This window comes from Streptomyces albireticuli, assembly GCF_021228125.1.
In the GTDB taxonomy this organism is placed as follows: Bacteria; Actinomycetota; Actinomycetes; order Streptomycetales; family Streptomycetaceae; genus Streptomyces; species Streptomyces albireticuli.
In genome coordinates, this window is record NZ_JAJQQS010000019.1 from 98283 (window position 1) to 122283 (window position 24001).

The window sequence follows — 24001 nt, forward strand, 5'->3', positions numbered from 1 at the left end:
TCCCCATGCCTGTCGCCGGTCGCGCGAAAGGGATATCCGGATCACTCCCCTTCGGGGCGGATGTCGTGAACGCTCCAGAGGGTGCCGTGCATTTATGCGCTTTCCCTGCCGCCGGAGTTCTCGACGGGAGCCCCGGCGGAAGGCGGAAACCATGACGACACTGCCGCCCACCGAAGTCGATCCCGAGGGATTCGGCACGGACGGTGACTCCGGACCCGAGGAAACCCGCCGCGGACTCGACCGCGTACCCGCCTCGCTCAGCGGACGACTGGACCTCACCGAAGTCCTCAGCGACGTCCGGCGCCCCTCACAGGCCGTCGTCCTGCGGGTCAAGGACCGCGAGGCCCGCCACCGGGACGCCGCGGTGCCGCTGGTCCTCAAGTGGTACCACCGCGCCTTCGCGCCCGACCCCGAGGCACGCCGGGTACTGACCGGGGACCTCGGCGGCCACATCGTACGAGTCCTGGAGCACGGGACCGCCGACGGCCACCCGTACGAGCTGCTCCCCTCCTACGGCGAGACCACACTGGCCCAGTACCACGCCCGCCACCCCGGCGCCCTGCCCACGCCCCTGGTCCACACCGTGGTCGCCCACCTCCACGAGGCGCTGGCCGCCGCCCACGACCAGGACGTCGTCCACCGGGACGTCACCCCCGACAACATCGTGGTGCGCACCCAGAACGAGGACCGCCCCGACCTCGTCCTCATCGACTTCGGCGCGGCCGTCCACACCGGACGCGACGAGGACTCCCCGCGCCGCCGGGACTGGAAGGGCAAACCCCTCTACCTCGCCCCCGAGGCGAGCACACACCGCCAGACCGTCACCCCGGCCGTCGACTGGTGGTCCGTCGGCATGGTCGTGGCCGAACTCGCCGGCGGCCGCCACCCCGTCGACTTCCGCGGCGACGAGGAAGTCCTCGCGGACATCGCCACCCACGACCCCGAACTCCCGCTCGTGACCGACCCGCGCCTGCTGATGCTCTGCCACGGCCTGCTGACCCGGGCACCCGAACACCGCTGGGGCGCCGAGCAGGTCGGCCGCTGGCTCGCCGGCCACTCCCCGGCGGTCGCCCCGCGCACCAGCGGCGCCGCACCCGGGGAGATCCCTCCGCGCGCCACCGCCGAGCCCTTCGCCTTCCTGGGCCGCGCGGTCACCGGCACCGAGGAACTGGCCCGCCAGTTCGACCTCCAGTGGCGGGCCGCCGACGACCTCCTGGCCAGCCGCCGCGGACGCGAACGCCTGGTGGCCTGGCTCGGACAGTTCGCCGGCGCGCCCGGCCGCTCCCCGGAGGACACCGACGAACTGGACGCCCTGCGCACCCGGCTCGACCGGCCCCCGGACCCCCCGACCACGCTACGCCTGCTCAACTGGATGGGACCGCGGCTGCCCGCCTCCTGGCACGGGGTCCCGCTGGACACCCTGGGCATCGGAGAACTGGAGCAGGAGGCGGTACGCGGCGACGACCGCGCCCGGGAACTGGTGGCGCACCTGGCCCGCCACCAGCTGCTGCCCCTGCTGAGCGCCCGGCCCGGCGGCGAAGGCCTCGACGAGGTGCAACGGCGCTGGCAGGGCTACCGGGAGAGCTGGCGGCAAGCGACCGCGGACCTGTTCGTACGCGGCGGACCCCAGGAGCGCAGGTCCGCGGACCGGCTGCTCCACCGCACCGGCGACCTGGACGCCCGGCTGCTGCGCCTCGCCCGCGAGCCGGAGCGCACGAGCGCCCGGCTGCTGCGCCGCACCGCCTGGGACCGGAGCCGCGGGGACGCCCCGCCGCACTGGTACCGCGCGCTGCGCGCCGACCCCGACAACCCGCTCCGGCTGCTGGCGGCCTCCCTGCTGACCGGACTCGCCCGGCTGGAAGCCGAACGGCACCAGGCGGAGCTGCGCGACCGCGAGGTCGACCGGCTCTTCGCCCTGGAGACCGACGCCCGCTTCGACGTCCTGCGGCGCCTGGACCGGGCGCCCACCCTGGGCTGGGCCCTGCTCGGGACGACCGTGGCCACCGCGCCCTGGACGTTCGTCATCGGACTGTCCGACCTCCTCGGCCGCGCCGGCCAGCGGGAGGTGGTCCTGGCCTGGATGCTCGCACTGCCCGCCGCGGCGGCCGTGTTCGCACTGGAGCTGTGGATCGCCGTCTACATCGGACCGCACACCTACCATCCGGCGCGGTCCCTGGCCGGCCTGGTGATCCGCACCGGCGCCGGGCCCGCCCGGGCCGCCCGCGCCCACGGCCGGCTCGGCATGACGCTGGCCGCGGCGGCCCTGGCCGCCGGGGGAACGCTGGGCGTCTGGGCCGTGACCCGGGCCCCCTGGGCCTGGCCAGCCGGGACGGTCGTGGCCCTCGCGGCGTGGACCGTCCGGCGGTGGTGGGCCTGGCGGCGGCGCGGCCGGGACGCCCGGCTTGCCCGGGCCGCCCACCGGGCGGGCCGGGGCGCGGCACCCGGAACGGCCCCACCGCACCGCCCGGCCCGTCCGGCCCGGCCGGGCGGCACGTACCCACGACGTCCCGGCGCGCCGCGCCCGGCCGCACCCACCCGGAGGAACGGATGAGCTTCGGCCTGTTCTACCCCTCGATCGCCGAGATCCTGCCGACGGTCGGCTACCCGGCCCCGGCCTCGACCGCCTTCCCCGGCTTCACGGACGTGTCGGCCGCGGACGGGACCGTCCGGCAAACGGCCGGTTCCCTGGCCGACGGCTCGCTGACGGACAGCCCCCTCGTGGACGGCACCTTCGCTGACAGCGGCTTCGTGGACAGTACTCTCGCGGACGGCGCGCGCTCGGTCGGATCACTCGCCGACGGCGCCCAGGAGAGCGCCTCGCACGCCCTCGACGCGGCCGGCCACGCCCTCCAGGAACTCATGGAGCCGGCCGCCGTCGCACTCGGCGCGCTCAGCGGGGCCCTGCTCGTGGGCCGCGCGGCACTGGTCACCACGCAGGTGCTGGCCGCGGCGGCCGTCCGGGCCGCCGAGGAGCAGACCTGCCTGGAACGCGGCCGGCAGGTCGCCGCGGCCGTCACCGCTCAGTGGGAGGCTGCCGCCTTCGCGGCCGTACGGGCCAACGCGCGCCGCGCCGCGTTCCTGGCCCGTGTGCGCCGGGCGGCCTTCCGCACCCTGCCCGACACGCCCCCGCCGCCGTTGCCGGACCTGCCCCCGCCGCTCACCTGCACCGGAACCCGGCTGGGCGCCCTGCGCGGGGAACTCGCCTCGCTGGAGGCGGCGTTGCGGCACGCGGAGGCGGCCCACGCGCGCTGGACGATGGAGCAGGCGCTGCGCAGCGCCGACGCCCCGGAGGACGAGGACTGGCACCGGCTCATGCTGTCCCGCCGCGAGGCCGCCGTACGGGCCCGGCGGACGGAGCCGGCGGCCGCGCCCGCCGTCCTGCCCCAGCCGCCCGCGGCCGAGAGGCTGGGCCGGCTGGAGGCCGAGGAATCGGGCGCCGGACTGCTGGCCCTGCTGGAGCCGGGTGCCGACACCAAGGACGCCGAGCTGGCCGTGGCCGCCGTACGGCACGCCCTCGCGTGCGCCGAGGAACGCCCGGCCAAGGCCCGCGTCCACCTTCGCGAGGCGCGCCGCTTCGTCGCGGACGCCAACCGGGCGGTACGGGACCGGCTCGCGGCGCGCGAGAAGGCCGCCGTACAGCTCGACTTCCTCCTCACCGAAGCGCCGCCCGGCGAGCCGCCGCTGGCCCCGGCCGCCGAGGAGATCGCCCTGCTGCGCAAGGCGCTGGAGGACGGGCGGCCACTGGGAGCCGACGAGCAGCGCGCGGTGGACCGGCGGGTGGAGGAACGCCTCTCGGACCTGGAGTGCCGCTACACCCGGGAACTGATAGGGCTGGCCGTCACCCGGCTCGCCGACCCGGCCACCGCCGGGCGGCCGGCGGCCGCGGACGTCCCACCGGCCGGCGCGCACCAGGCGGCCCGTGGCGGCTCCGGTGGCGACGGGCCACGGTGCTTCGACCTGACACCGGCCGGCTGGTGGCCCGGACACTGGCTGCGGATCACCGTGCACGACGGGAGGACCGAGCTGGTCACCATGTACGAGGAGCGCCCCGGGCCGCGCGGCCCGGCGGACCTGGCCCTCGACGCCCGGCGCTGCCGCGAGGCACGCGGGCACCTGGAGGAACTGCGGGAGGCCGGGCGCCGGTGGGGCCTCGAACTGCCGGTGTCCTTCACGGAGAGCGGGTCGGCCGCCCCCGGCGTACGGGGCGCGGACGGAGCGGTCGTCCTGGACGTGGCCGCCTCGGCGGCCCAGCGGCCACGACAGGAGGACGGCCCCGGGACCGCGGCCCACCGGACCGAGCGCGCCAAGGCGCGGCGGGTGGACGACGACCGGAGGAGCCCGGGCCGATGAGCACCTACGACCGCATGGTCAAGTCCCCCACGGCACCCGGCGCCCGGGGACCCTCCCCGGAAGCCGCGGCGGAACGACGCGTCCCGTTGTTCATCGAGGAACTGACCGGGACGCTCAGCGTCCACGCGCAGTACGTCCTGTACGGCAACATCCGAGACCTGCACCTGGTACGGCACCGTGGCGGCGACCGCCACCACGCGCTGGTCGAGGTGCTGTGGAACTCCCTGCGCGGGCAGGGCTACCAGGCACTCGTCCAGTACGACCAGATCTCGGGGTTCGGCGTCGTCGCCGGACCGGAGCGGGACCTGGTCGGGCACCTGCTGACGGAGAGCGGGCAGGCCACGTTCCCACGGGCCGGCCGCGGCGAGCGGCCGCCCCAGCTCATGGAAGCCGCGGCGCAGCTGCGGGAGGTCGTGACGGGCTGGGCCGAGCGGCGCGAGGCCACCTCTCCCGGCGGGCGCGAACCGGAGCCGCTGCGGGTCGCCCTGCTCATCGACCACGCCGCGCGGCTGACGACCGACCCGGGCCGGCTCACCGAGGCCGAGCGGGACTTCTTCGTCGCCTGCCTCAAACTGGCCGACGCGGCCCCGCTCGTCGCCCCGGACCCGGTCGCCGCGCTCCACTCCGCGCACCGCACCGCCCCCGCGCTCTTCAACCCGGTCATCTGGCTCACGGACGGCGAACGCGACCTGCCGAACTGGCTGGTCTCCGGCAGCGAGCGGATCCGTGCCATCGCCGTCCCCGAGCCCGACGCCGACGAGCGGCGCCGGATGGCACGGCTCCTGGAGCGCGAACACGCCGACGTGGCGGGCCGCACGGGCGGCGACGAGGCCGATACGCCGGAACCGGCCGACCGGCGGGAGGGAGCCGACCCCGCGGAGGCGTTCGCGCGGGCCGCCGCGGGCCTGACCCTGCGGGCGATGCGGGAGAGCGTCAACCTGGCGCTGGCCCGGCACATGCCGTTCACCGCGATGCCCGACGCGGTGCGCGTCTACCGGCTCGGCGTGGAGAAGAACCCGTGGCGGCGCGAGGAGATCCGGCAGCGGATCAGCGAGGGGGAGCGGCGGATCCCCGCCCGCGTCCTCGGCCAGGACGCGGCCGTCTCGATGACCCTCGCCATCCTCAAACGAGCGGCGCTGGGCCTGTCCGGAGCCCAGGCCGGCAGCCCCGGCCACCGGCCCCGCGGCACCCTCTTCTTCGCCGGACCGACCGGCACGGGGAAGACCGAGCTGGCCAAGGCCGTCGCCTCGGTGCTCTTCGACAGCGACCAGGCGTACCTGCGCTTCGACATGAGCGAGTTCTCCGCCGCCCACTCCGCCGACCGGCTCGTCGGCGCGCCACCGGGCTACGTAGGCTTCGAGGCCGGCGGCGAACTGACCACGGCGGTGCGCGCCAACCCCTTCCGGGTGATCCTCTTCGACGAGATCGACAAGGCGGACAAGGGCGTCCTGGACAAGTTCCTCCAGGTGCTGGAGGACGGGCGGCTCACCGACGGCCAGGGAGTCACGACGTACTTCAGCGAATGCGTACTGATCTTCACCTCGAACCTCGGGGTCCAGCGCACGGACCCGGAGACCGAGGAACGGCAGTGGATCGTCGAGCCCGGAACCCCCTACCGGGAACTGGCACGGAAGGTGAAGCGCAACGTCAAGCACCACTTCGAGGCGGTCGTGGGCCGACCCGAGCTGATGAACCGCATCGGCGGCAACGTCGTCGTCTTCGGATTCATCACCGAGGAGACGGCCGGCCGGATCCTCGACCTCCAGATCGGCAACATCCGCCGCCAGCTGGCCGCCGAGCACCGCCTCCACCTGGAGCTGGCGGACGCGGCCCGCGCCCAGCTCGCCGCGTACTGCACCCGGGACCTGTGGAACGGCGGCCGGGGCATCGGGATGGTGCTGGAGACGCACCTGCTCAACCCACTGGCCTGCGAACTCTTCGACCGGCCCGGGGTCGGGCCGGGGGCGACCGTGCTGGTGCGCGAGGTCCGCGAGACCGAGGACGGACAGGTGGAGATCGACGTCGAGACGCTGCCGGGAGAGCGGTGAGCACGCCCGCGCTCGACGACTGGGACGAGGTCCCGTCGGTCCCCGCGGCGTTGCCGCCCCGGCCCGCTCCACCGGAACCCGTGCTGCCGGACCGTCCGGCCGCCCCGGCCGTGCTGCGCTTCCTGGAGGTCGGGCTGACCCTGACCGTCGCGCCCGGCACCCGGGTGGGACTGGGCCGCGACCCGGACTGGGCGCCGCGCACCGCCGCCGCGCTCGCCCCGCACCGCACGGTCTCGGCACGGCACGCCGGCCTGGCCGTCGCGGCTGACGGTACCGCGACCGTCACGGAGGAACCGCCGGGTGCCGTCAACGGCACCCGGCTGAACCGCATCGACCTGGTGGCCGGTGTGCCGTACCCGCTGACGGACGGGGACCGGCTGCGGCTCGGCCCCCGGATCAGCTGCGTGGTCCGGCTGGGCCGCCCGGACCGGCCCGAGTGAGGCGCCCGTCCGCCCCGGCCCGCCCCGTCACCCGGTCAACGGGTCAAGGAGCCGAGGGGGCCGGGAGCGATATCCGCGCGCGCAGCGGCTCCAGCAGGGCGTTCACCTCCCGCACGTCCTCCTCGGCGTCCAGGCGCAGGGTCACGCCGGGTTCGGAGCGGAGCGGACCGGGGCCGCAGCGGTCGCCGAACAGCTGGAGGGCGGTGCGGGGGCGGCAGCGCTTGGACTGCCACAGCAGGCCGTCCGCCCGGGCGCAGTGCTCCCGGATCAGGCGTGCCCAGTAGCGGGTCTTGTCGTAGTCCTCCTCCTCGCAGTCGACGAGCCAGGCGTCCTGCCACACCGCGGCCAGGCCCTCGGCCGTGGTGAGGTCGACCAGGGCCAGCTCGGCCGTGGTGCGCAGCACCGACAGGTGGTACCGGGAGGCCTGCGCCCAGGGCACCAGCCGGAAACCTGTGGCGTCGTCGTACCCGACCGAGCGCAGCAGGACCTCGGACAGCGCGGTCACCGGGTCCAGGGCGGCGTACAGGTAGGGGTACGGATCCTTCTCGGTGGCGTCGAAGCGGCTTCCGCGGAAGAACTCGTGGGCGAGCCGCGGGTTGAACTCGGCGGCCTCGTAGCGGTTCAGGTGCAGGCGCCACAGACGGGTGCCGGCCGCCAGCGTGTGCGTCAGCGGCTCCATCGGCAGCCCGGTGGGCGGGACATGGCGGCCCATCAGTCGCCCTCCACCAGTTCGCGCGCGGCCCGGGTCAGCTCCTCGTCGGGTACGGAGCCGAGGAGTTCGGCCGGTACGCCGCCCAGCCAGCGGTTGCCGCCGAGCCACCAGTCGGCCGCGCCCCAGGGGTCCCGGTCGGCCATGAGCAGGCGGTTGATCCGGCCGACGACGTCCAGCGGCCGGGTGGTGCCCGACACGAACTGGAACCGGGGGTAGCGGTCGCCGAGTTCCGGGTGGCGCAGGCGGATCAGCCCGGGCTCGCCGGGGGCGGCCGCGACGTCGTCGGCGGCCAGGGCGGGCGCCGCGAGCAGCCGGGCGTGGACCGGGTCGGGCGTCGGCGGAGCGTGCAGCGTCGCCAGCAGGGCCAGCACCGGTGCGCGGTCCACCTCCGAGGCGTCCGGCGCGTCGGCGAAGCGGACGCCGTCCCGCAGGGCCCGGGTCACCGGATGCTCGTCGGGCAGGGCGCGCAGCAGTCGCCGAAGGCGGCGCAGGGCGGCCCGCACGGCCCGGGGATCGGCGGCGCCCGCCAGGCCCTGGAGGAGTACGGCCAGTTCTTCCCGTTCGTCAGGGCCGAGCGCCGCGAGGGTCCGCGGCCAGTGGTCGCCGAGCAGGGCGACGAGATCGTCGGCTGTCATGCGGCTGGTTCTCCTTCCCCGTGGTGATCATGTCCGGGGTGCGCGCGGGCTGCCGGTGCCGGGTTTCCCTGATGGATGAAGGCGCCCCAGAAGGCGGGCCCGGACAGCTCCGGCCGGTCTGCCGTCCGCCGCAGGTGCGGGGTCAGGCCCGGCACCGGGTACCGGGCCCCGGCGGGGGCCAGCATCCAGCGCTGGGCCGCCCGCAGGGCGTCGGGCGGGGCGAGCCCGGCGGCCACGTGGTGGTGGAAGACGGTCATCAGGACGGCCGAGGCGTCGTCGCTCACCTTCCAGCGCGAGCCGACGGCGTCGGCCGCCAGCCCGTGCACGAACGCGGTGGTGACGGTCAGCGCCTCGTCGTGGTCGCGGGTGCTCAGATCGGTCTCGCAGGCACTGAGGACGACCAGCGGCCGTCCGGCGTCGGCGGGGGCGGCCGGGGCGTCGAGCAGTTCCGTCACCGACAGCCGGCCGGCCTCGGGGCCGGCGCCGGCGGGCCGGCCCAGTTCGAGCACCGAGGAGCCCGGGTCCGCGCCGGCCGTGCCGTGGCACACGAGATGAACGACGGCGACCGGGTGCCCCGTGGCGTTCCGTGCCCCCAGCATCCCCAGCACCTCGGCCGGCGTGCCCCCGGGCAGCGGCGGCTCGAAGTCGCGGGTGTCGAACTCCCCGTACAGGGCCGCCCGGGGGTAGTACGCGTCGTGCACCGCGAGCACCTCGTCCTCGGCCATGTCGAGACCGGCCGGCACACAGACCAGGGCCTGTCCCCGGGCGAGCGGCAGCCTCCGGGCCCGTGCCGCCCGCAGGAACTCCCGGCCGGAGGCGGCGTACGTCAGCACGACCGGCTCGCAGGCGCGCACGGTCGCGGGAGCGCCGGCCTCGCGCCACCGCTCAGGGACGGTGAGCCGGGCGGCCTGCCAGGGGACCACGCCCAGGTTCCCGCAGGGGACGACGACCAGCCGCACCGGTGCGGCGCCCGCGTCGTCGGCCGCACGGGTGAGCAGGCCGGCGTCCCGAAGTCCTCGCTCCCACAGGCCGAGTGCGTCCAGGAGCGGTCCCATCACCCCGGTGCCGGCCCAGTCGCACAGCGCGTCCAGCGCGGCCTCCCAGCGCTCCACCCCACGGCGGGCGGAGAACCGGACGCCGGTGGCCTCCAGATAGGCGGCGACCGGGGCGCGGCCCCGCCCGGAAAGGGCCGGCAACGGCAGGACCCGCGGCGGCCGGTCCGGCACCAGGAGCAGCGCCCAGCCCTCCTCGTCCCGCTCACCGGGCAGCAGATAGACGAGGGCGTCCGCGCCCGACCGGGCGACCGCGTCCCGCAGTTCGGCGACGTCGGGTACCCGGCCGTCCTGCCCGCCGCCGATTCCGTCTTCCTGTCCGCTGTCTTGTCCGCGCAGCAGTTCCAGGGCCCGGCGGCGCAGTCCGCTGGGCAGTTCGGGCCCGTCGAGCGGCCCGTCGAGCAGCGCCGTCAGCAACTCGGACGGTCCCGCCCCCGGCGCCGTGCCGCCCGCGCCGGGCCGCGCGTCCCGCCACTGCCGGGCCAGCTCCTCCTCTCCCAGCGCGGCGAGCCGTTCCGGCACGGTGGCCGAGACGGCCGCGGCCGCGAGCACGAGGGCGCGGCCGGCCTCCAGACAGGCCACCGCCTGGTCCGGACGGCCGGCCCGTACCGCCCAGGAAGCGGCGGTCAGCCCGCGCGCGGCGCCGCCCCGGGCGGTCTCCAGCCCGTGCTGTACCCCCTGTTGCAGCAGGACGTCGGCGGCGGTCGCGCGCAGCGAGTCGCGGGCGTCGGCGACGGCCCGCGCGAGGTCGGGCCCGGCGTCGGGACCCTTGCCACGGCCGGCCCGCGCGGCATAGCCCTCGGCCAGGTCCCAGTACAGCGCGGAGGCGACCGCGGCGGTACCGGAGGACAGCTCACCACGGGCGCGCTCCAGCTCGGCGAGGGCCTCGTCCAGCAGGGCCGGCTCCCGCTCGGCCCGGTACCTGAGGGCGAACGCCATGGCGATGCCCATCCGGGTGCGGATCCGCTGGTCGGCGACGACGGGCGTGTGCCGGAGGGACGCCCGGGCCCGCTCCACGGCCGCGGCGACCCGCTCGGGTTCCGGATCGAGGAAGGAGGTGAGGGCCGTCAGGGGCGCCCACAGGGCGTCCATGAGCCGCAGCGCGAAGGGTTGGGCCTGGGCGGCGCGGTACGCCTGGTCCAGGTAATGGCTCGCACTGCGCAGCGCGCCGGTGCCGGAGGTGGCCTTGGCGAGGGCCAGATGGGCGTAGCCCAGGAGGAAGAGCGGTACGAACCGCTGTCCGGCCGCCGTCGTGGAAGCCCCGGTCCGGTCCTGGCGTCCGGCTTCGGGCCCGGCCGGTTCGTCGAGCTCGTCCAGCAGATCGAGCGCGTCCCCGATCAGCGCCTCCAGGGCCGGTACGTCCTCGGCGTCGGCGGCCCGGGAGAGCTTCACCATCAGGAGCATGTTCCGGTTCGACCGCAGCACGTCCAGGGCCTCGGGGCGGTCCTGCGGCTGCCGCGCGACCAACGGTCCGACGCCGGGCGCGAGCGACTGCTGGAGCAGTTCCTCGGCCACGGCGGAGTCCAGTCTGCTGCCGCCGGTCAGCGCGGATCCGGCGAGCACCCCGGGCAGTACCCCGCGCACCAGCCAGGCGAAGCCCTCGTCCGGCCCCTGCTCCTCGGCGGCTCTGCGCAGCAGACGCAGGGACTCCTCGTACTGACCGGAGTCTCCGGTGCGGGCGCCCAGGAGCGCGCGGGCCATGGCCAGCACGCTGTCGGAGATCTGCAGGCCCGTCTTAGGCGCGGGCGCGCCGGCCTCGTGGAGCAGGTCGGAGATCTGGTCCGCCGTGAGCGCGCCGGGCTGGGAGACCTCCGCCATGAGGCCGAGCAGCGGCCGTAGCTCCTGTTGCTCGTCCTGGGTGGGGGGCTGCATGCCGGCCGGGGGCAGTTCCTCGGCCGAGGCGGGGAGCATGCGCATCAGCGGCTGGATCAACGGCGCCATCGGTCCCAGCAGACTCTGGTCCAGGGTGTTCATCCGGTGCACCAGACCCAGCACTCGCGTGGTGTCCCCGGTGGTGAGTGCCGCGTGGAGTTCGGTCTGGAAGGCGAGGATCTCCGCCATGCCCGGCGGCAGCCCTTCGCGTTTGCTCGCGGCGAGTTCGTGGGCGAGCTGTTCGAGCTCGGGCGCGGCCTCGATCAGCCCGGGCCCGTTCAGCCGCTCGGGCACCGACGCGTCCAGGACGCCCTGCACCGCGTCCAGGCTCAGCGGCCCGCCCGCGCCGAACCGGCCCACGAGCAGGACGAGCAGGTCCCGTGCCGCGTCCGTGCGCGGACCGGTGCCGAGCAGGTCGCCCGCCCGCGCCCGGCGCAGCAAGGCGATGGCTTCCTTGCGATCGGCCTCCTCGCGCGCATCGGTCCACCGCGCGCCGATGAGCGCGCCCAGCCGCGCGAGGAACACCGGGACCACCGGGTCGTCCGGCAGCCGCCCGGTCAGCTCCGGCAGGAGCGACCGCATCTCCTCGACGAGCGCGTCCCGTTCGGCGGCGGGCGGCCCCGGTGCGGGCTCCTTCGCGGCCGGCAGCACCCGGGCCCCGGCGGAGCGCCGAACGAGGTCCCGGGCACGGTCCACGAGCTCACCGATGGGTTGTTCCGCAGTTTCGTCCTGTATGCCCAACGCCCCTCCCAGGCAAGCGAATCCAGACCATCATGGCCCGATCGCCCGGTGTGCGGGGAGCGGTTCGGCGGGCCCGCGGAACCCGCCCGGTAATCGACCGGGGAGCACCCCGGACGGCAGCGTCCCCGGGCGGTCCGCGTGGCAGCATCGAGGACACGGGGGCCGCGCGTACGGGTCTCGCCTCCGTCCGGCCCTCTCTGTCCGGCCCTCTCGTCGAGGGGCCCTCGTCCTGGAAGGCGGCCGCTCTTGACCGTGCTCCCTTACCTCGAGGTCACCGCCGCGTCCTACGCCGCCTCGTACACCGCCGGGCTACGGGTGACGGGCACCGGGGACGGCGCCGTACTCAGCGGCACCTGCCCCCGCTGCGCGTGCCCGTTCGACTTCACCTACACCCGCCGCGTCTACCGCCACCGGCCCATCGGCGGCCGGTCCGCGCACGCCGCCACGGTGCCCGTCCTGTGCGTGTGCGAGACCGCGCACACGGGGCGCCCCGCCGACGAGGAGGGCTGCGGCGCGTACTGGAACGTCCTGCTGGAGAGGACGCCGCGATGACCTGGCGGGCCCGCCCCGGCCCGGCCGGGACACCGGCCGACCGGATCGCCGCCCGCCACGGACGCCTGCTGCTGCACCAGGAGCTGCCGCGCGTCCGGGAGTCGGCACTGGCCTGGCGCAACGGACTGGGCGCGCTCCTGGCCGGACTCATCGGATTCGGCCTGCTCAAGGGCCGTACGGACGTGGGGGCGCTCGCGGCACCGTACGGCGCGGTCGTCGGCGGGCTGCTGCTGTGCGCACTCCTGTGCGCGGTGGGCGGAGCGGTCCTGCTCCTGCGCGCCGCCCACGGCCGGCCGGCCGCCTCGGAACTGCCCGGACCCGCCCCGGGCACGTTGCCCGCCGGCCCGGTCACCGCCGACCACACGGAGGCGCTGCACGCCGCGCGGGCCCTGACCCGCGGCGTCCTGGCCACCCTGGGCTGCGCCGCGGTACTGACCGCGGCCGTGGCGCTGACCTGGTACGGCCCGGCGAAGGACGGCCCCCGGATCGCCGTCACGACCCCTACCGGAAGCCCCTGCGGCGAACCACTGCGCACGGCCGACGGCCGGCTCGCGCTCAGAACGGACGCGGGCGAGGTGACCGTCGACCTGTCGACCGCCGTGACGCTGCGCGCGGTGGCTTCCTGCGCCGCGCTGCCCGGTTCTTCATGACCGGCGTTCTCCAGGATGTCCCGTCGACCACACCAAGTTCGCCAACCAGGGGCTGTACGCGGTGGCCCCCCTCACCGACTTCGACCTGGACCTGGTGGACGACGACGCCGCCCCGGACACGGCCCGCGGCGGCGGCCCCTGGGCGCGGGCGCTGGCACCATCTCAGCCCCGCCCCGGTGGGCCTCCTCGCACCCGGGTGTCGAGGGAGCGCGCTCCCGCGAAGTGGCTACACGTGCGGCAGTTCGTCCGCCGCCCGGAAGTGTTCCCGTAGGAGCCGGGACCTCGCGAGAGCTTCCGCGACGTCCGGGTAGTCCTGCCCAACCCTGTGGGCGTACCTCGCGCAAAGTTCCCTTCTCTTATCCGGGTTGTTGTGCAGGAGTGTCTTCGCGTTCCACAGGTGGGTGAACGTCGTGTTCTTCCGCCCGGACCACAGCTCGACGCCCGTGAAGTCGCGCAGGAACGAACCGATGCGCACGCCGTACGCCTTCGCGCACATGGGCAGCAGCCGCTGCTCCGCGAAAATCGGGTACGTGGGGAGCGCCCCTTCCGGTTCCGACCGGACCGGGTTGCCCTCCATGAATGACAGCGCCCGGTCGGCGTAGGCGTTCTTGAACGTGTTTTCGGCGAAGAGGAGCAGCGCGGCGCTACAGGGGGTGACCGACCAGTCCAGCCCGCTCCAGTCGAACCCAGGCGGAGCGACGAGGCGGTCCCGGCCGACATAGGCGGCGAAGCCGAGTGACTCCTCGTGCAGGCTCATCACCTCCGCGGTGACAAGCTGCTGGATGCCTGCCCAGACGACGAGATCTATGTCCATGACACAGCACGGCGCTTCTTCCTGCCGCAGGGCCACGATCTTGCCGAAGGACCAGAAGACGCCGCAGTTGATCGCCCGGGACGCCGACTCCAGGAGTTCGGTGTCGACACCGCCGTCCCAGAGGTCCAGAAGCTCCAGCCGGTCGTAGAAATCCCGGCCTGCGGCATCCGTGTAGAGCCGGATCACCCCGTTGTGCCGGCGCCATTCGAGAGCCGACAGGATCGTGGTGAGGACTTCGAAGTCCTCCTGCCGGTACGGAGAGCCGTCGGCTCGTGAGACGTAGTAATTCGTGGTCGGCCGGGTGGAAAGGACATGGATCGCCTTCACCGTGGCCGCCTCTCACGATGCTCTGCCCGGCGGTCCCGCTCGCCGACGCGGCCCGCGGGTGGTGATTCCCTCACGACAGGTACCGCTGGACGCTCGGCATATGGGGCAGCATTCCCACGAGTTCGGGGTAGTCGGTGCGGAGCCGGGCCACGCACTGCCGGCAGAACGCCTCCCGCCGGTCCGGGTCCTTCTTGAGCGTGTCCTTGTAGGCCCAGACATGAGTGACCAGCCGGTTCTCCCCGCCGTCGGCCATCGTCTCGCTGTTGCGCTCGGGCCGAGGCCAGTCGAGGAAGTACGCCGGCCGGATCCCCAGTCTCAGCGCGCACATCGGCAGCAGCCGTTGGGCCACAAAGACGTCGTAGACCGGCAGTCGGCTTTCGGCCTCCCGGCGTGTGGGGTTCCCCAGGATGAATTCCATCGCCTTGGCGTGGAACATCTCGGTGAGCCGTTCGTCCGCGAAGTAGGTCAGTGAGGCGTTGCACGGGAGCGCTTCCCAATCCCACTCCTCCCAGACGTAACCGGTGGGCGTGGTCAGCTCGCCCTGAGGCTTGTACACACCGTGGTGCAGGGGCTCCGTGTGCAGCGCCATGAAGTCCGAGGTGATCAGTTTCTCGATCGGTCCCCAGACGACGAGGTCCGTGTCCAGCGAGAAGAAGGGTGCCGTCTCCGCCCGGAGGGCCGCGACGCGGCCGGCGGTCCAGAACACGTCGTGGCTGATAGAGGCGGGAAGCGCCTCCAGGACGTCCGTGTCGATGCCGCCGTCCCAGAGTTCCGTCATTCCCAGCCGCCGGTAATACGCCGCTCCGACATGGTCGGTGTACAGCTTGATCGGGCCGTTGAAGCGGCGCCAGGCCGCTGCCGAGAGGATGGTCGTGAGGAGTTCGAAGTCCTCGACCTGATAGCCGTCGGGGCCCTTCAGCCGCCCCAGGTACGGCACGGAGGGCAAGGTGGAATTGACGTGGATGGCCTTCATCCGGCACCGGGGCTTCGGTGGCCTGTGAGCCGGTTGACGACCGCGGCCAACTGCGCGAGGACCGGGCGGACGCTCGGGGGAGCCATCGACGCGCGCAACACGAACGGGACCTGCCCCCGTTCGATCCTCATCGTCGCGTTCTCGCCCTTCGGGGGATCCTCGTCCTCAAGGGGGAACCACAGGGTGATCCGGGCGTTCCCCGCCGTGATGACGACCGAACCGACGAGCGAGTCCGGCACGTATCCCTCGTCCTTGTTCGCCGGGAGCCCCATCAGGGTTTCGACGTCCAGCTGCCGCGCCAGTGCCGCCAGTTCCTCGGGGCGGACCGCCGCCGCGAACCGCTCGTCGACATCCCGCAGCTCGTCCACATGGGTCACCTCGGCCTCGCCCCGCGAGGGGATCGAGGCCTGGAAGTCGACCCGCTGTCCGGGGCAGCCCCCGTAGCAGCGCAAGTTGATCGTCACGTCGTCGGAAGCGCCCTCTCGAGCACTCTCGAGCGGGCCGGCCAGCCGTGACACCGCGGCCTTCATGCGCTCGATGTCGGGCCGGGTGAATGATTCGATGATGACCCTCATTTTGTCCTCGTCCTCGTTCTCATCCTCGTCCTGAAGCGTCCGGGCCTAGATGAGGTCCAGGCCGATCGAGAAGACCTCGGCCGTGAGCGGTGCCGAGACACAGATGCGGTTGACGTGCCGCTGCAACGCCGGTCCGGTTTCGTTGTCCATGACCGTCCCGGTGCTGACCGGGTTGCGGTTGGGGCAGGACGAGTCGAGGTACTCGTCCGGATTGCCGAGCATGTGGCCGAACTCGTGTGCGGCGGTGTCGCCGTTGTCGGCCGTGTCCCACGTGGTCATGTCGCTCTGGGCGGGACCTCGACGCACGCGGACGACGTGGTGGGGACTGGAGGTCACCCACTGCACGTCAAAGGTGATGACGGAGCTGCCGTAGGGCCCGGTACAGACGAAGCGGTTGCTCCACTTGTTCTCGATGCCGGTCTCCCACGTGTTGCGCAGCGTCGCCATCTCGGCGGCCGTGATCCCCGCGTCCGGGTTGAGCTGGATCCGAACCGTGACTGCCGTGCAGTTCTGCCGGTACGCGGCGGTCCAGCTGAATCTGCATTCGGACACCTGGAATCGGCGCTCGCCGGTGTACGGGCAGGGGCCCGCGAGGCCATAAGGAGCCTCGGCGAGCTCGAGGGAATAGTGCGACACGACGACTCCCTTCGCCGCTACCGCACCGGGAGCGGCAGGTTGGGACGTGGGTGGGGGCGTGACCTGCGACCGGGGCGGGCTCGATGAGTCGGACGCCGCGGTAAAGCCGGCCGCGCCGGTCGATCCGGTCGCGCCGGTCGTGAAGTACGAGCTGTACTCCGGCAGAGGTTCGACCCCGTAGAAGGCGTCCGTTCTCCGGGTGAGGTCGAGGAACCGGGCGAACAGGTGCGGAGAATAGGGAACCGAGTCGATCCGGCGGAGGACGTTCCGCGCGTATGCCCGTGCTCCGATCACCTTGACGCCGAACGCGTCTTCCGACGTCACCTCACCCACAGAGTCCAACTCACGAAGGAAGTCCTCGATGCGCTCGCGCGCCAGTCGCCGGAGCTCCGGCGGGAGGGTGGAGACGCGGTGGACGGCCGGCGTCGTGGCGATGTAGCTGGAGATCGAGTCGGCGTCGGCGAACTCACCGGACAGGGTCATCGCGTAGTAGGAGGGCAGGTCGAAAAGGTTGAGGTTGGTAATCGTGTTGTGCAGGTTGACGGTTGTGTTGGGAAGGGCTTTGACCTCATTGAAGTGGCGGAACACATTGTCGAAGTCGCTGTGCACGCGTACGTATTCGGTCGTCCGTCGTGTGCCGTCGAGGCTGATGTTGAAATGGACTCGCTCGAACCGCGAGAGGTGCGGGCGGATGTCGGTCTTCCCCGAGGAAAGCGTGGAGCCGTTCGAGATGATCTCCACGGACACATCGTCCGACAGTTCGTTCAGGACGTCCAGGAGACGGGGCTCGTTGATGGGGTTGCCACCGTGGAAGGTGACGATACGGATCGGGTTCGCCCGGATGAAGTCGATGACCTTGTCGATGTCGTTGCGCCGGTACCCGATCGGCTCCACGCCCAGCATCCGGTGACGGTCCGAGTTGAGTCTCGTACTGAGCTTGTCGAAACACATCCGGCAGCTGTAGGTGCAGAGGTTGCTGAGCGCGATCAGTAGATACTGCGTCCGGCTGACGTTTCCGGTCGTCTCGTCGTAGGCGTCCGCGACATCCTGCCAGCGGAATTTATCCTGGTAGTAGTTGTGAACGGTGGGCTGGCGTGTTGCCTCGTCGAGGCACGTCCGGCAGCCTTCCGGCACCTCGCCGCGCATGAACTGTTTGCGGGCGGTGCGCATCTTCTCGCTGTTGACCAGCTCGGACATACTGCTGACCAGGCCCAGACGACCGGCCTCCGGCCCTTTGTCCTCACAACAGATAATCGACTCGCCATCGGCCCAGGTGGCAATCGAGACGAAGGGAGCGACGCAGAGCGGGGTCCTCTTCTCGGCCTTCTGACCCATCGCGGCCCCCAGCGGGTAGCGGAGAGGAACGTCAACGGTCGGCCGGGGAAAACGGCACCAGCCCCGTCTTCCGGCATTCTCTCGGGCAAAGGTGGGGCTCCGCCACGCGAAATAAGAGTCCACGGGCGAAAATCGGCCAGCCCCGCACCCCGTAGAGGCTCCAGGGTTCTCCTTTCCCGCCCGCAGGGAAATCCTGGAAGACGGCTGGTCGTGTGCTCGACTCGCTGATGTTTAACGCGTGATGTCTGCGTCGAGAATGGCGTGATTCCCGCTCCTGGCTACGACGAGGGGCGGAAGCGATGCCATGAGGACCATCCGATTATCGTAGGGGGAATTCAACGGTCTTGGTCGGCCCTTCAGTTGTGGTTCGATAACCCTGCCACCGGCCGCCGGGTAAGCGGACGGACGATGCGCGATGGTACCCGGGGGCCCCGGAGCGGGGAAGCGGGGCCCGGAGCTCTTGTCCGGGGCATGCCCAGCAGGACGATAGGCTCACCCGAAGAAGAGACTTCGGGTGGGGAGACGTGATGAAACGCCGGGCACTGTGTACTGCCGCTGTCGGCGCACTGGTCCTGACAGGGTGCTCCGACACCGGTCAGTCCGTGAAGTTCGGCGAGAAGGCCACCGTAGAGGGCGACAAGTCCGGCACCGTCGGCGTGACCGTCGAGCGCGTGGAGAAGGGCGACAACGCCGACCTCTCCGGCTTGGAAAACCCGGAGAAGTACAAGGGCAAGACGCCGTTCTACGTGCGCTACAAGCTCACGAAGACCGCCGAGGGCAACGGCAATGACGCGTCCTCGCACTTCGAGGTGTCGAAGGACGGCAAGCGGCTGACCGAGCTGATGGTCTTCACCTCCTTCGACACCACGGGCGACCCGTCGAACCCGCTGGTCGTCCGTGCCTTCGAACGGTGCGAAGGCGCCGGCCACACCAAGTACGAGGAAGCCGCCGAGGGACAGAGCGTCGAGGGCTGCGCGATCTACCTCGCGGAGGGATCCGGCGCGCCCTCCACCGTGACCTGGACGCGGCACAACAAGACCCTCGCCACCTGGAAGGAATAGCGCCTCGCGCCCTTCCGGGGCAGGGCGTCGATCGCCTCCCACGCCAAGCCCCGGACGTCTTCCGCGTCCGCTACGGCTGCGGCAGACTGCGACCCGTCCACCGGTCCGACCGACACGAGAGGGGCAGCGCCATGGCGGGCAAGCACGGCGGTGGGAACGCGGAGCAAGAGGACTGGAACCCCGACAAGCACGGCGGCGGTATCGGCGAGCCCTCGTCCGACGGCAGTACTCCTCAGGGCAGCGGCGACCACCGTAAGGACGACAACAAGTGACCGCTCCGGACTTCCCGGCGCTGCGGGCCGCCTGTGTGGACGAGCTCGCGGCGCGCGGCTGCTTCGATCGGGCGCCCTGGGCGCGCGAGGCGGTTGGGGAAGTCGAGCGTGAACGGTTCGTTCCGCGTGACGTCTGGCAGTGGGCCCGGGACGGCTACCGCCCGCTCTCCTACGAGGAGGAGCCGAAGGAGTGGGCGCGGGTCGTCTACGACCCGGTGAAGGCGGTCGTGACCCAGATCAACGACGGAGAGCACGACCCCCGCACCACGAAGGGACCTGTGGGCGGGGCCGCCACCTCGTCCGTGTCCGCGCTGGACATCGTGTGCGTCAAGCTCGGGCACCTCGGCCTCGAACCCGGGCACAAGGTGCTGGACATCGGTGCCGGTTCGGGCGTGAACGCCGCCCTGCTCGAGAGGAGGGCGGGCCCGGGGAACGTCGTCACGATCGAAGTGGACGAGGCCCTGGCCGACCAGGCCGCCCGCAAGCTGCGCACGGCCGGGTACGCGGCCCGGGTGGTGTGCGGCGACGGGGAGATGGGGGTCGCCGACGGCGCGCCGTTCGACCGGCTGGTCTGCACGGCGTCGGCACGGTCCATTCCCCGCGCGTGGCGGGAGCAGGTACGCCCCGGCGGGAGCATTCTCACCCCGTACGGAACGCTGTTCTCCGCCAGCGGGCTTCTCAGGCTCACGGTGGGCGAGGACGGCACGGCCGAAGGCCGGTTCGTGGACATCGCCTCGTACATGTGGCTCCGCGGGCACCGGGCCCCTGGCGGCCGTCCGCCGCGCGACGGCGCAGAGCGGTTGTCGGCCTCGGCGGCCGACCCGGACAAGGTCCTGGACGGGGACTGGAACGCCGACTTCGCGATCGGCCATCTGGTGTCCGGCCTGACGATGCGGCGCGTCACCGGCGGCAGTCGGCGCGTTCTGCTGTGGGACGGCCGGCAGTCGTTCGCGTCCGTGTGCTGCGACGCCTGGGACGAGGCCGACAGCGTTCTGCAACAGGGCCCGAGGTCCCTGTGGGACGAGACGCTGGCGGCCCGCGCGTGGTGGGACGAGCAGGGGCGGCCGGAGATCACGCGGTACGGGCTGAGCGTCACGGCCGACGGCGAACACCACGTGTGGCTCGACGCCCCGGAGAATCCTCTCCCCGGGGGCGTGGTCTGACACACGCCGCCCGGACGCGCCCGTCGCGGACGGTGAGACCGCTGATCGAGTTCCGGATCTCCACGCGTGTCACCTTCGCTGGGTGGGTACCTTCGTCGCCCCGTCGGCCTCGGCGGCGTACTGGGAGGCCTGAAGCTCGTAAAGCCCCCGGTAGTGCCCGTCCTTGATGGCCATCAGGTCACCGTGGCTCCCCGACTCGATCAGCCGCCCCTCGTGCAGGACGTAGATGATGTCCGCGGAGGCCGTCGCAGCCAGACGGTGCGTGATGAGCAGGACCGAGGTGGCGCCGTCATCGGTCAGCTCGTGCAGCGACTCGAACATCTCGATCTCCGCCCGCGGGTCGAGGGCGGCTGTGGGCTCGTCCACGATGTTCAGCGCCCGCCCCCGGTACAAGGCCCGGGCGACACCGACGCGCTGCCACTGCCCACCGGAGAGCTTCGTCCCTCGCTCGAAGCCCTTGATCGCGATCGAGTCCCAGCCGTGCGGCAGCTCCTCGACGATCGTGCGCACGTCGGCCCGCTCGGCCGCCGCTTCGACGTCCTCCTGCACCAGCGGTCTGCCACCGTCGCCGATGTGCACGTTGGCCTTCACCGTCATCGGCCACGCCTGGACGCTCTGGGACAGCAGCGCGACCCGGTCGAAGACGCTCTCGCGGTCGGCGTCGCGCACCTCCACGCCGTTGTACGAGACCGTGCCGCCGGTCGGCAGGTACAGGCCGGCCACGAGCGCGGCCAGCGTGGTCTTCCCGGACCCGTTCTCTCCCACCAGCGCGACGACCTTGCCCGGCGGGATCGTCAGCGACACCCCCACCAGGGCGTCCTTGTCCGCGCCCGGATACCGGAACGACACATCCCGAAGGACCACATCGACGCCGGTTCCGGGCACCGGGGCGCCGCCGACGGGGATGGCGTGATCCTTGCCGAGCTTGATCGCGTTGTTCATGTCGGTCAGGTACAGCGACTCCTCGAACATCTGGTTCATCTGGTTGACGACCGTGTTGAGGTAGCCGGTGGCATTGCGGATGGCGAAGACGGCCGTGCCGGCAGCGGCCAGCGGCATGCCCCCGGAGACGAGCAGCCACCACAGCAGCGCGTACGCGAGCACGCGGGCCGTGCCGGACATGGTCGCCGCGATGATTTCGGTGACGGCCTCCGCGGTGCCCAGCCGCTCCTTCTCCTTGGCCGCCGTGGCACCCATGTCCTTCTGCGCGTGCACCAGGACGCGCCCGGCGCCGTGGACACGCAGCTCCGGCGTCGCGTCGGCCCGCGTGATCGGGTAGATCAGGACGTCCACGGCCCGGGCGTGGTCGATCCACGCGTGCCGGGAGGCGTACGCCCGCCGCATGACGACGACCGCGCCCCACCAGCGGGGCGCCGCGATCAGCGCGAGCGCGCCGACGAGGAGCGGGTGCAACGAGGCGAGCACGACCGCGGCGGCCGTCAGGCTCATCAGGCCGCTGACGACCCACACCGAACTGTCGAGCATCCGGCGGACGCTGTCCGTGCCGTTGATCCCCGCGGCCAGCTTGCGCTGGATGTCCTTGTCCTCCATCGCGGCCATCTCGACCCGCGACATCATCTCGTAGTACGCGCTCCCGCAGGCCAGCTCGATCTTCGGGTACAGACGGGCCTCGACCTTCACGATCAGACACCCCAGCAGCACCGACGCGCTGGACGCCGCGCCACCCGACAGCAGCGCGGGCAACGCGTCCCAGAGCTTGTCGGACGTCGGCCCGTTGGAGAACAGGGCGACGAGCACCTGGTTGATGGAGACGAGCAGGAACGCGGTCATGACACCGGAGACGACCTGGGCGCCGACGAGCACGGCGAGGGCGCGGGGGTCCTCGCGCCAGGCGATGCGGGCGATCACAGTGAGCATGGTGGGGAACTGCCGGGCCATGGACCAGAAACTCATGCGCAGCAAGGGGTCTGCGTGCTGGGCCCATGTCTTGTCGTGACGCAACGTGCCGGAGAACAGGAGCTGTTCGGACTTCGAGATGGGGGGTTGGGTGGCGGTCGGTTTGCGGAGCAGCTTCATCGCACCTCCGGTGTCGGCGTCCGGGCTGGAAGATGTCACACAGCACCTGGCCGGCGGACGCCGATCGTTATGCACGGCAGAGGCCTGCGACTGTATGTGCGAGACACCGCACAGGTTCGCCGGGTCGGCGGGCGTGGCACGCGATGACGCTACCTGTCCCGGCCGGTGGAACCGGGTACTGGCGATCACCCAGCCGGTCCAGGCCGACGAGGGCAGTGCGCGCGATGTGATCCACCGGTTCGACGAGATCGGGAGAAGCGCCGGACGGAGCCTCAACGCCGGGCGTGGCGGATCTTCAATCGTCCGAATCCCATGGTCCCGGAGATGCGGATCTTCGGCCCGCCGGGGCGGGAACTCGCCTGGACCTTGTAGTGCAGGTCCTTCCACTCGGTGCGCAAACCCTCGACGTCGACGACCGCGTCGTGAGGCAACGTGATCTTGGCCCTGCCACTGCCGAGCCGCAGCTCGATGTCGACCACCGGATGCTCGATGATCGCCTGGGACAGATCCAGGCGGACCCGTCCGAACGCGGACTCGATCTTGAGGATCCGAGGTACCCGCCATGCGCCGCGCCGCTGGATCCGTCCGCCGGCGGCGGCGATCGTCGACGTGGTGTCCGGTTGCTCCGCCGGTAGTGAGGCCAGCGCCGACACGAGCTCGCCCTGTGCTTTGGCGGTCAGCGCGTGGTGGAGGCGTTCATCCAACTCCTCGTGCGAGAGGAGCCCTTCGGCGTACGCCTGCTGCAGGCGCTGCACGGCCGTATTGCGGTCGTCTTCGCCGATCGGCCGCGGCGAGTTTTCCGGTAAGGAGGTCACCGTTTCACCCTACTGCCGTGCCGGCGTCGAGAGCGCGCCAAGGCCCGTAGCGGATAAAAGGGGGCGGGAGTTGTACGCCCTGTAGGCCTCACCCGGTCCGGGCTCCTGCGGGGCGGGAGGAGTAGTCGGGGGACCGGGACCCCGGATCGCCTCCAGGACCGGCTCGCACGGGGGCGTGTCCGGTGGATCTCCCCGTTCCAAAGGACATGGCGGCCGTTGTCTGAGATCGAGGTGGCCGCTGGAGCGAGGACGGTACTCGTTCGAGGGGTTTAGCCGCTCAACCCCGTTCTCTCGCATTTGCGTCGGGGAATCGTGGTGCCCCGTCACACCACTTGGGACAGGAGGAATCTTGAGGCTATCGCGTACGCGGCGGGCACTGGTTCTCGCCGGACTGCTCACGGCACTGGCGTCCGTCGGGCCGAGTTCGGACGCCGTTGGCCGGGCCGCCGAACCCGCGGCACGCGCCGCGGTCGGCCCGTTCCAGGTACGGAACCATGGCACGGGCCGATGCATGGGCATGCCGGCGGGCGACGACCGGATGCGGGTGTGGAACTGCACAGGCGAGCCGTACCAGCTCTGGGACCTGATCGCCGACGGCCACGGCGCCTACCATATGGCCACTCGCAGGGACGGCCGCTGCCTGGCCGGATATGCCCAAGGGCCCAGTGGCTGGGCGACGTGGCTGAGCGACTGCGACAGATCGTTCACCAACGTGGATCAGCTCTGGTACGTGGACCCCGCCCACAGCGCCGACCCCGCCCGGATCGCCAACCTCTTCGGCCGCGTCCTCGAACCCGACCGCGGATGGGGCGGGGCCAACGAATCCCCGGTCGTGACCAATGACAATCAGGGACTGCCCAATCAGAAATGGACCCTGATCTACGGGCCGTGAAAGACCTGCGCTCTCCTGTCGTACCTGGTTACCAGGGAAGCCGTTGCCC

19 protein-coding genes are annotated in these 24001 nt (G+C 72.2%); 10 read left to right on the top strand and 9 right to left on the bottom strand.

Annotated elements, in window-relative coordinates:
- Positions 1 to 151 precede the first annotated feature (151 nt).
- From LUZ64_RS29225 to LUZ64_RS29240, 4 genes are read left to right on the top strand one after another with little or no spacing between them, the layout of a single operon-like run.
- Positions 152 to 2551 carry a protein kinase domain-containing protein gene (locus LUZ64_RS29225; protein ID WP_170116896.1) on the top strand — a complete coding sequence of 800 codons (2400 nt, stop codon included), beginning with the start codon at positions 152 to 154 and terminating at the stop codon, positions 2549 to 2551.
- On the top strand, positions 2548 to 4350 hold the full coding sequence (locus LUZ64_RS29230; protein ID WP_143593403.1) for a hypothetical protein: 1803 nt from the start codon (positions 2548 to 2550) through the stop codon (positions 4348 to 4350). Before LUZ64_RS29225 ends, LUZ64_RS29230 begins: the two co-directional genes overlap by 4 nt.
- Positions 4347 to 6398, top strand: coding sequence for an AAA family ATPase (locus LUZ64_RS29235; protein WP_232398960.1), 2052 nt, complete (start codon positions 4347 to 4349; stop codon positions 6396 to 6398). Before LUZ64_RS29230 ends, LUZ64_RS29235 begins: the two co-directional genes overlap by 4 nt.
- Positions 6395 to 6838, top strand: a complete 444-nt coding sequence (locus tag LUZ64_RS29240) for an FHA domain-containing protein (protein WP_095583895.1) — start codon at positions 6395 to 6397, stop codon at positions 6836 to 6838. Before LUZ64_RS29235 ends, LUZ64_RS29240 begins: the two co-directional genes overlap by 4 nt.
- 43 nt (positions 6839 to 6881) lie before the next feature.
- Here LUZ64_RS29240 and LUZ64_RS29245 read toward each other — a convergent pair whose 3' ends face one another.
- Genes LUZ64_RS29245 through LUZ64_RS37590 form a run of 3 tightly spaced genes read right to left on the bottom strand, consistent with a single transcriptional unit; the run spans position 6882 to position 11805 of the window.
- On the bottom strand, positions 6882 to 7550 hold the full coding sequence (locus LUZ64_RS29245; protein WP_095583894.1) for an RES family NAD+ phosphorylase: 669 nt from the start codon (positions 7548 to 7550) through the stop codon (positions 6882 to 6884).
- Entirely contained in the window at positions 7550 to 8185 is a 636-nt protein-coding gene (locus LUZ64_RS29250) for a hypothetical protein (protein WP_095583893.1), read from the bottom strand. The genes LUZ64_RS29245 and LUZ64_RS29250 overlap by 1 nt, the downstream gene beginning before the upstream one ends.
- Entirely contained in the window at positions 8182 to 11805 is a 3624-nt protein-coding gene (locus tag LUZ64_RS37590; RefSeq protein ID WP_095583892.1) for a CHAT domain-containing protein, read from the bottom strand. The genes LUZ64_RS29250 and LUZ64_RS37590 overlap by 4 nt, the downstream gene beginning before the upstream one ends.
- A 291-nt stretch (positions 11806 to 12096) precedes the next feature.
- Between LUZ64_RS37590 and LUZ64_RS29260 the strand changes: the two genes are divergently transcribed.
- Both LUZ64_RS29260 and LUZ64_RS29265 read left to right on the top strand, forming a co-directional pair.
- Positions 12097 to 12402: a hypothetical protein gene (locus tag LUZ64_RS29260; protein ID WP_211305134.1), complete on the top strand. Its 306-nt coding sequence runs from the start codon at positions 12097 to 12099 to the stop codon at positions 12400 to 12402.
- Entirely contained in the window at positions 12399 to 13052 is a 654-nt protein-coding gene (locus LUZ64_RS29265) for a hypothetical protein (RefSeq protein WP_095583891.1), read from the top strand. The genes LUZ64_RS29260 and LUZ64_RS29265 overlap by 4 nt, the downstream gene beginning before the upstream one ends.
- 226 nt (positions 13053 to 13278) lie before the next feature.
- Here the strand turns inward: LUZ64_RS29265 and LUZ64_RS29270 are convergent, their stop codons facing one another.
- From LUZ64_RS29270 to LUZ64_RS29285, 4 genes are all read right to left on the bottom strand, one after another.
- Positions 13279 to 14193, bottom strand: coding sequence for a DUF6734 family protein (locus LUZ64_RS29270; RefSeq protein ID WP_095583890.1), 915 nt, complete (start codon positions 14191 to 14193; stop codon positions 13279 to 13281).
- A 70-nt stretch (positions 14194 to 14263) separates the two neighbouring features.
- Positions 14264 to 15166: a DUF6734 family protein gene (locus LUZ64_RS29275; protein ID WP_095583889.1), complete on the bottom strand. Its 903-nt coding sequence runs from the start codon at positions 15164 to 15166 to the stop codon at positions 14264 to 14266.
- Positions 15163 to 15741 (bottom strand): hypothetical protein, encoded by a 579-nt coding sequence (locus tag LUZ64_RS29280; RefSeq protein WP_095583888.1) that lies wholly within the window; start codon positions 15739 to 15741, stop codon positions 15163 to 15165. The genes LUZ64_RS29275 and LUZ64_RS29280 overlap by 4 nt, the downstream gene beginning before the upstream one ends.
- Before the next feature lie 45 nt (positions 15742 to 15786).
- The gene (locus tag LUZ64_RS29285; protein WP_107426690.1) at positions 15787 to 17712 is read right to left on the bottom strand and encodes a twitch domain-containing radical SAM protein; all 1926 of its coding nucleotides are present in this window, start codon (positions 17710 to 17712) and stop codon (positions 15787 to 15789) included.
- A 602-nt stretch (positions 17713 to 18314) separates the two neighbouring features.
- Here LUZ64_RS29285 and LUZ64_RS29290 point away from each other — a divergent pair.
- The 3 genes from LUZ64_RS29290 (at position 18315) to LUZ64_RS29300 (ending at position 20208) form a co-directional block, all read left to right on the top strand.
- On the top strand, positions 18315 to 18773 hold the full coding sequence (locus LUZ64_RS29290) for a hypothetical protein (RefSeq protein WP_095583886.1): 459 nt from the start codon (positions 18315 to 18317) through the stop codon (positions 18771 to 18773).
- Between the two features lie 131 nt (positions 18774 to 18904).
- A complete protein-coding gene (locus tag LUZ64_RS29295; protein WP_170116895.1) occupies positions 18905 to 19045 on the top strand; it encodes a hypothetical protein in 141 nt (46 codons plus the stop codon).
- Entirely contained in the window at positions 19042 to 20208 is a 1167-nt protein-coding gene (locus LUZ64_RS29300) for a methyltransferase domain-containing protein (protein WP_095583885.1), read from the top strand. Before LUZ64_RS29295 ends, LUZ64_RS29300 begins: the two co-directional genes overlap by 4 nt.
- A 69-nt stretch (positions 20209 to 20277) precedes the next feature.
- On the opposite strand, the gene LUZ64_RS29305 is transcribed toward LUZ64_RS29300, so the two are convergent.
- Both LUZ64_RS29305 and LUZ64_RS29315 read right to left on the bottom strand, forming a co-directional pair.
- On the bottom strand, positions 20278 to 22284 hold the full coding sequence (locus LUZ64_RS29305) for an ABC transporter ATP-binding protein (protein WP_232398962.1): 2007 nt from the start codon (positions 22282 to 22284) through the stop codon (positions 20278 to 20280).
- A gap of 233 nt (positions 22285 to 22517) precedes the next feature.
- Entirely contained in the window at positions 22518 to 23060 is a 543-nt protein-coding gene (locus LUZ64_RS29315) for a DUF1707 SHOCT-like domain-containing protein (RefSeq protein WP_095583883.1), read from the bottom strand.
- A gap of 175 nt (positions 23061 to 23235) precedes the next feature.
- Here LUZ64_RS29315 and LUZ64_RS29320 point away from each other — a divergent pair, with 175 nt between their 5' ends.
- Positions 23236 to 23952, top strand: coding sequence for an RICIN domain-containing protein (locus tag LUZ64_RS29320; RefSeq protein ID WP_267897212.1), 717 nt, complete (start codon positions 23236 to 23238; stop codon positions 23950 to 23952).
- Positions 23953 to 24001: the final 49 nt, after the last annotated feature.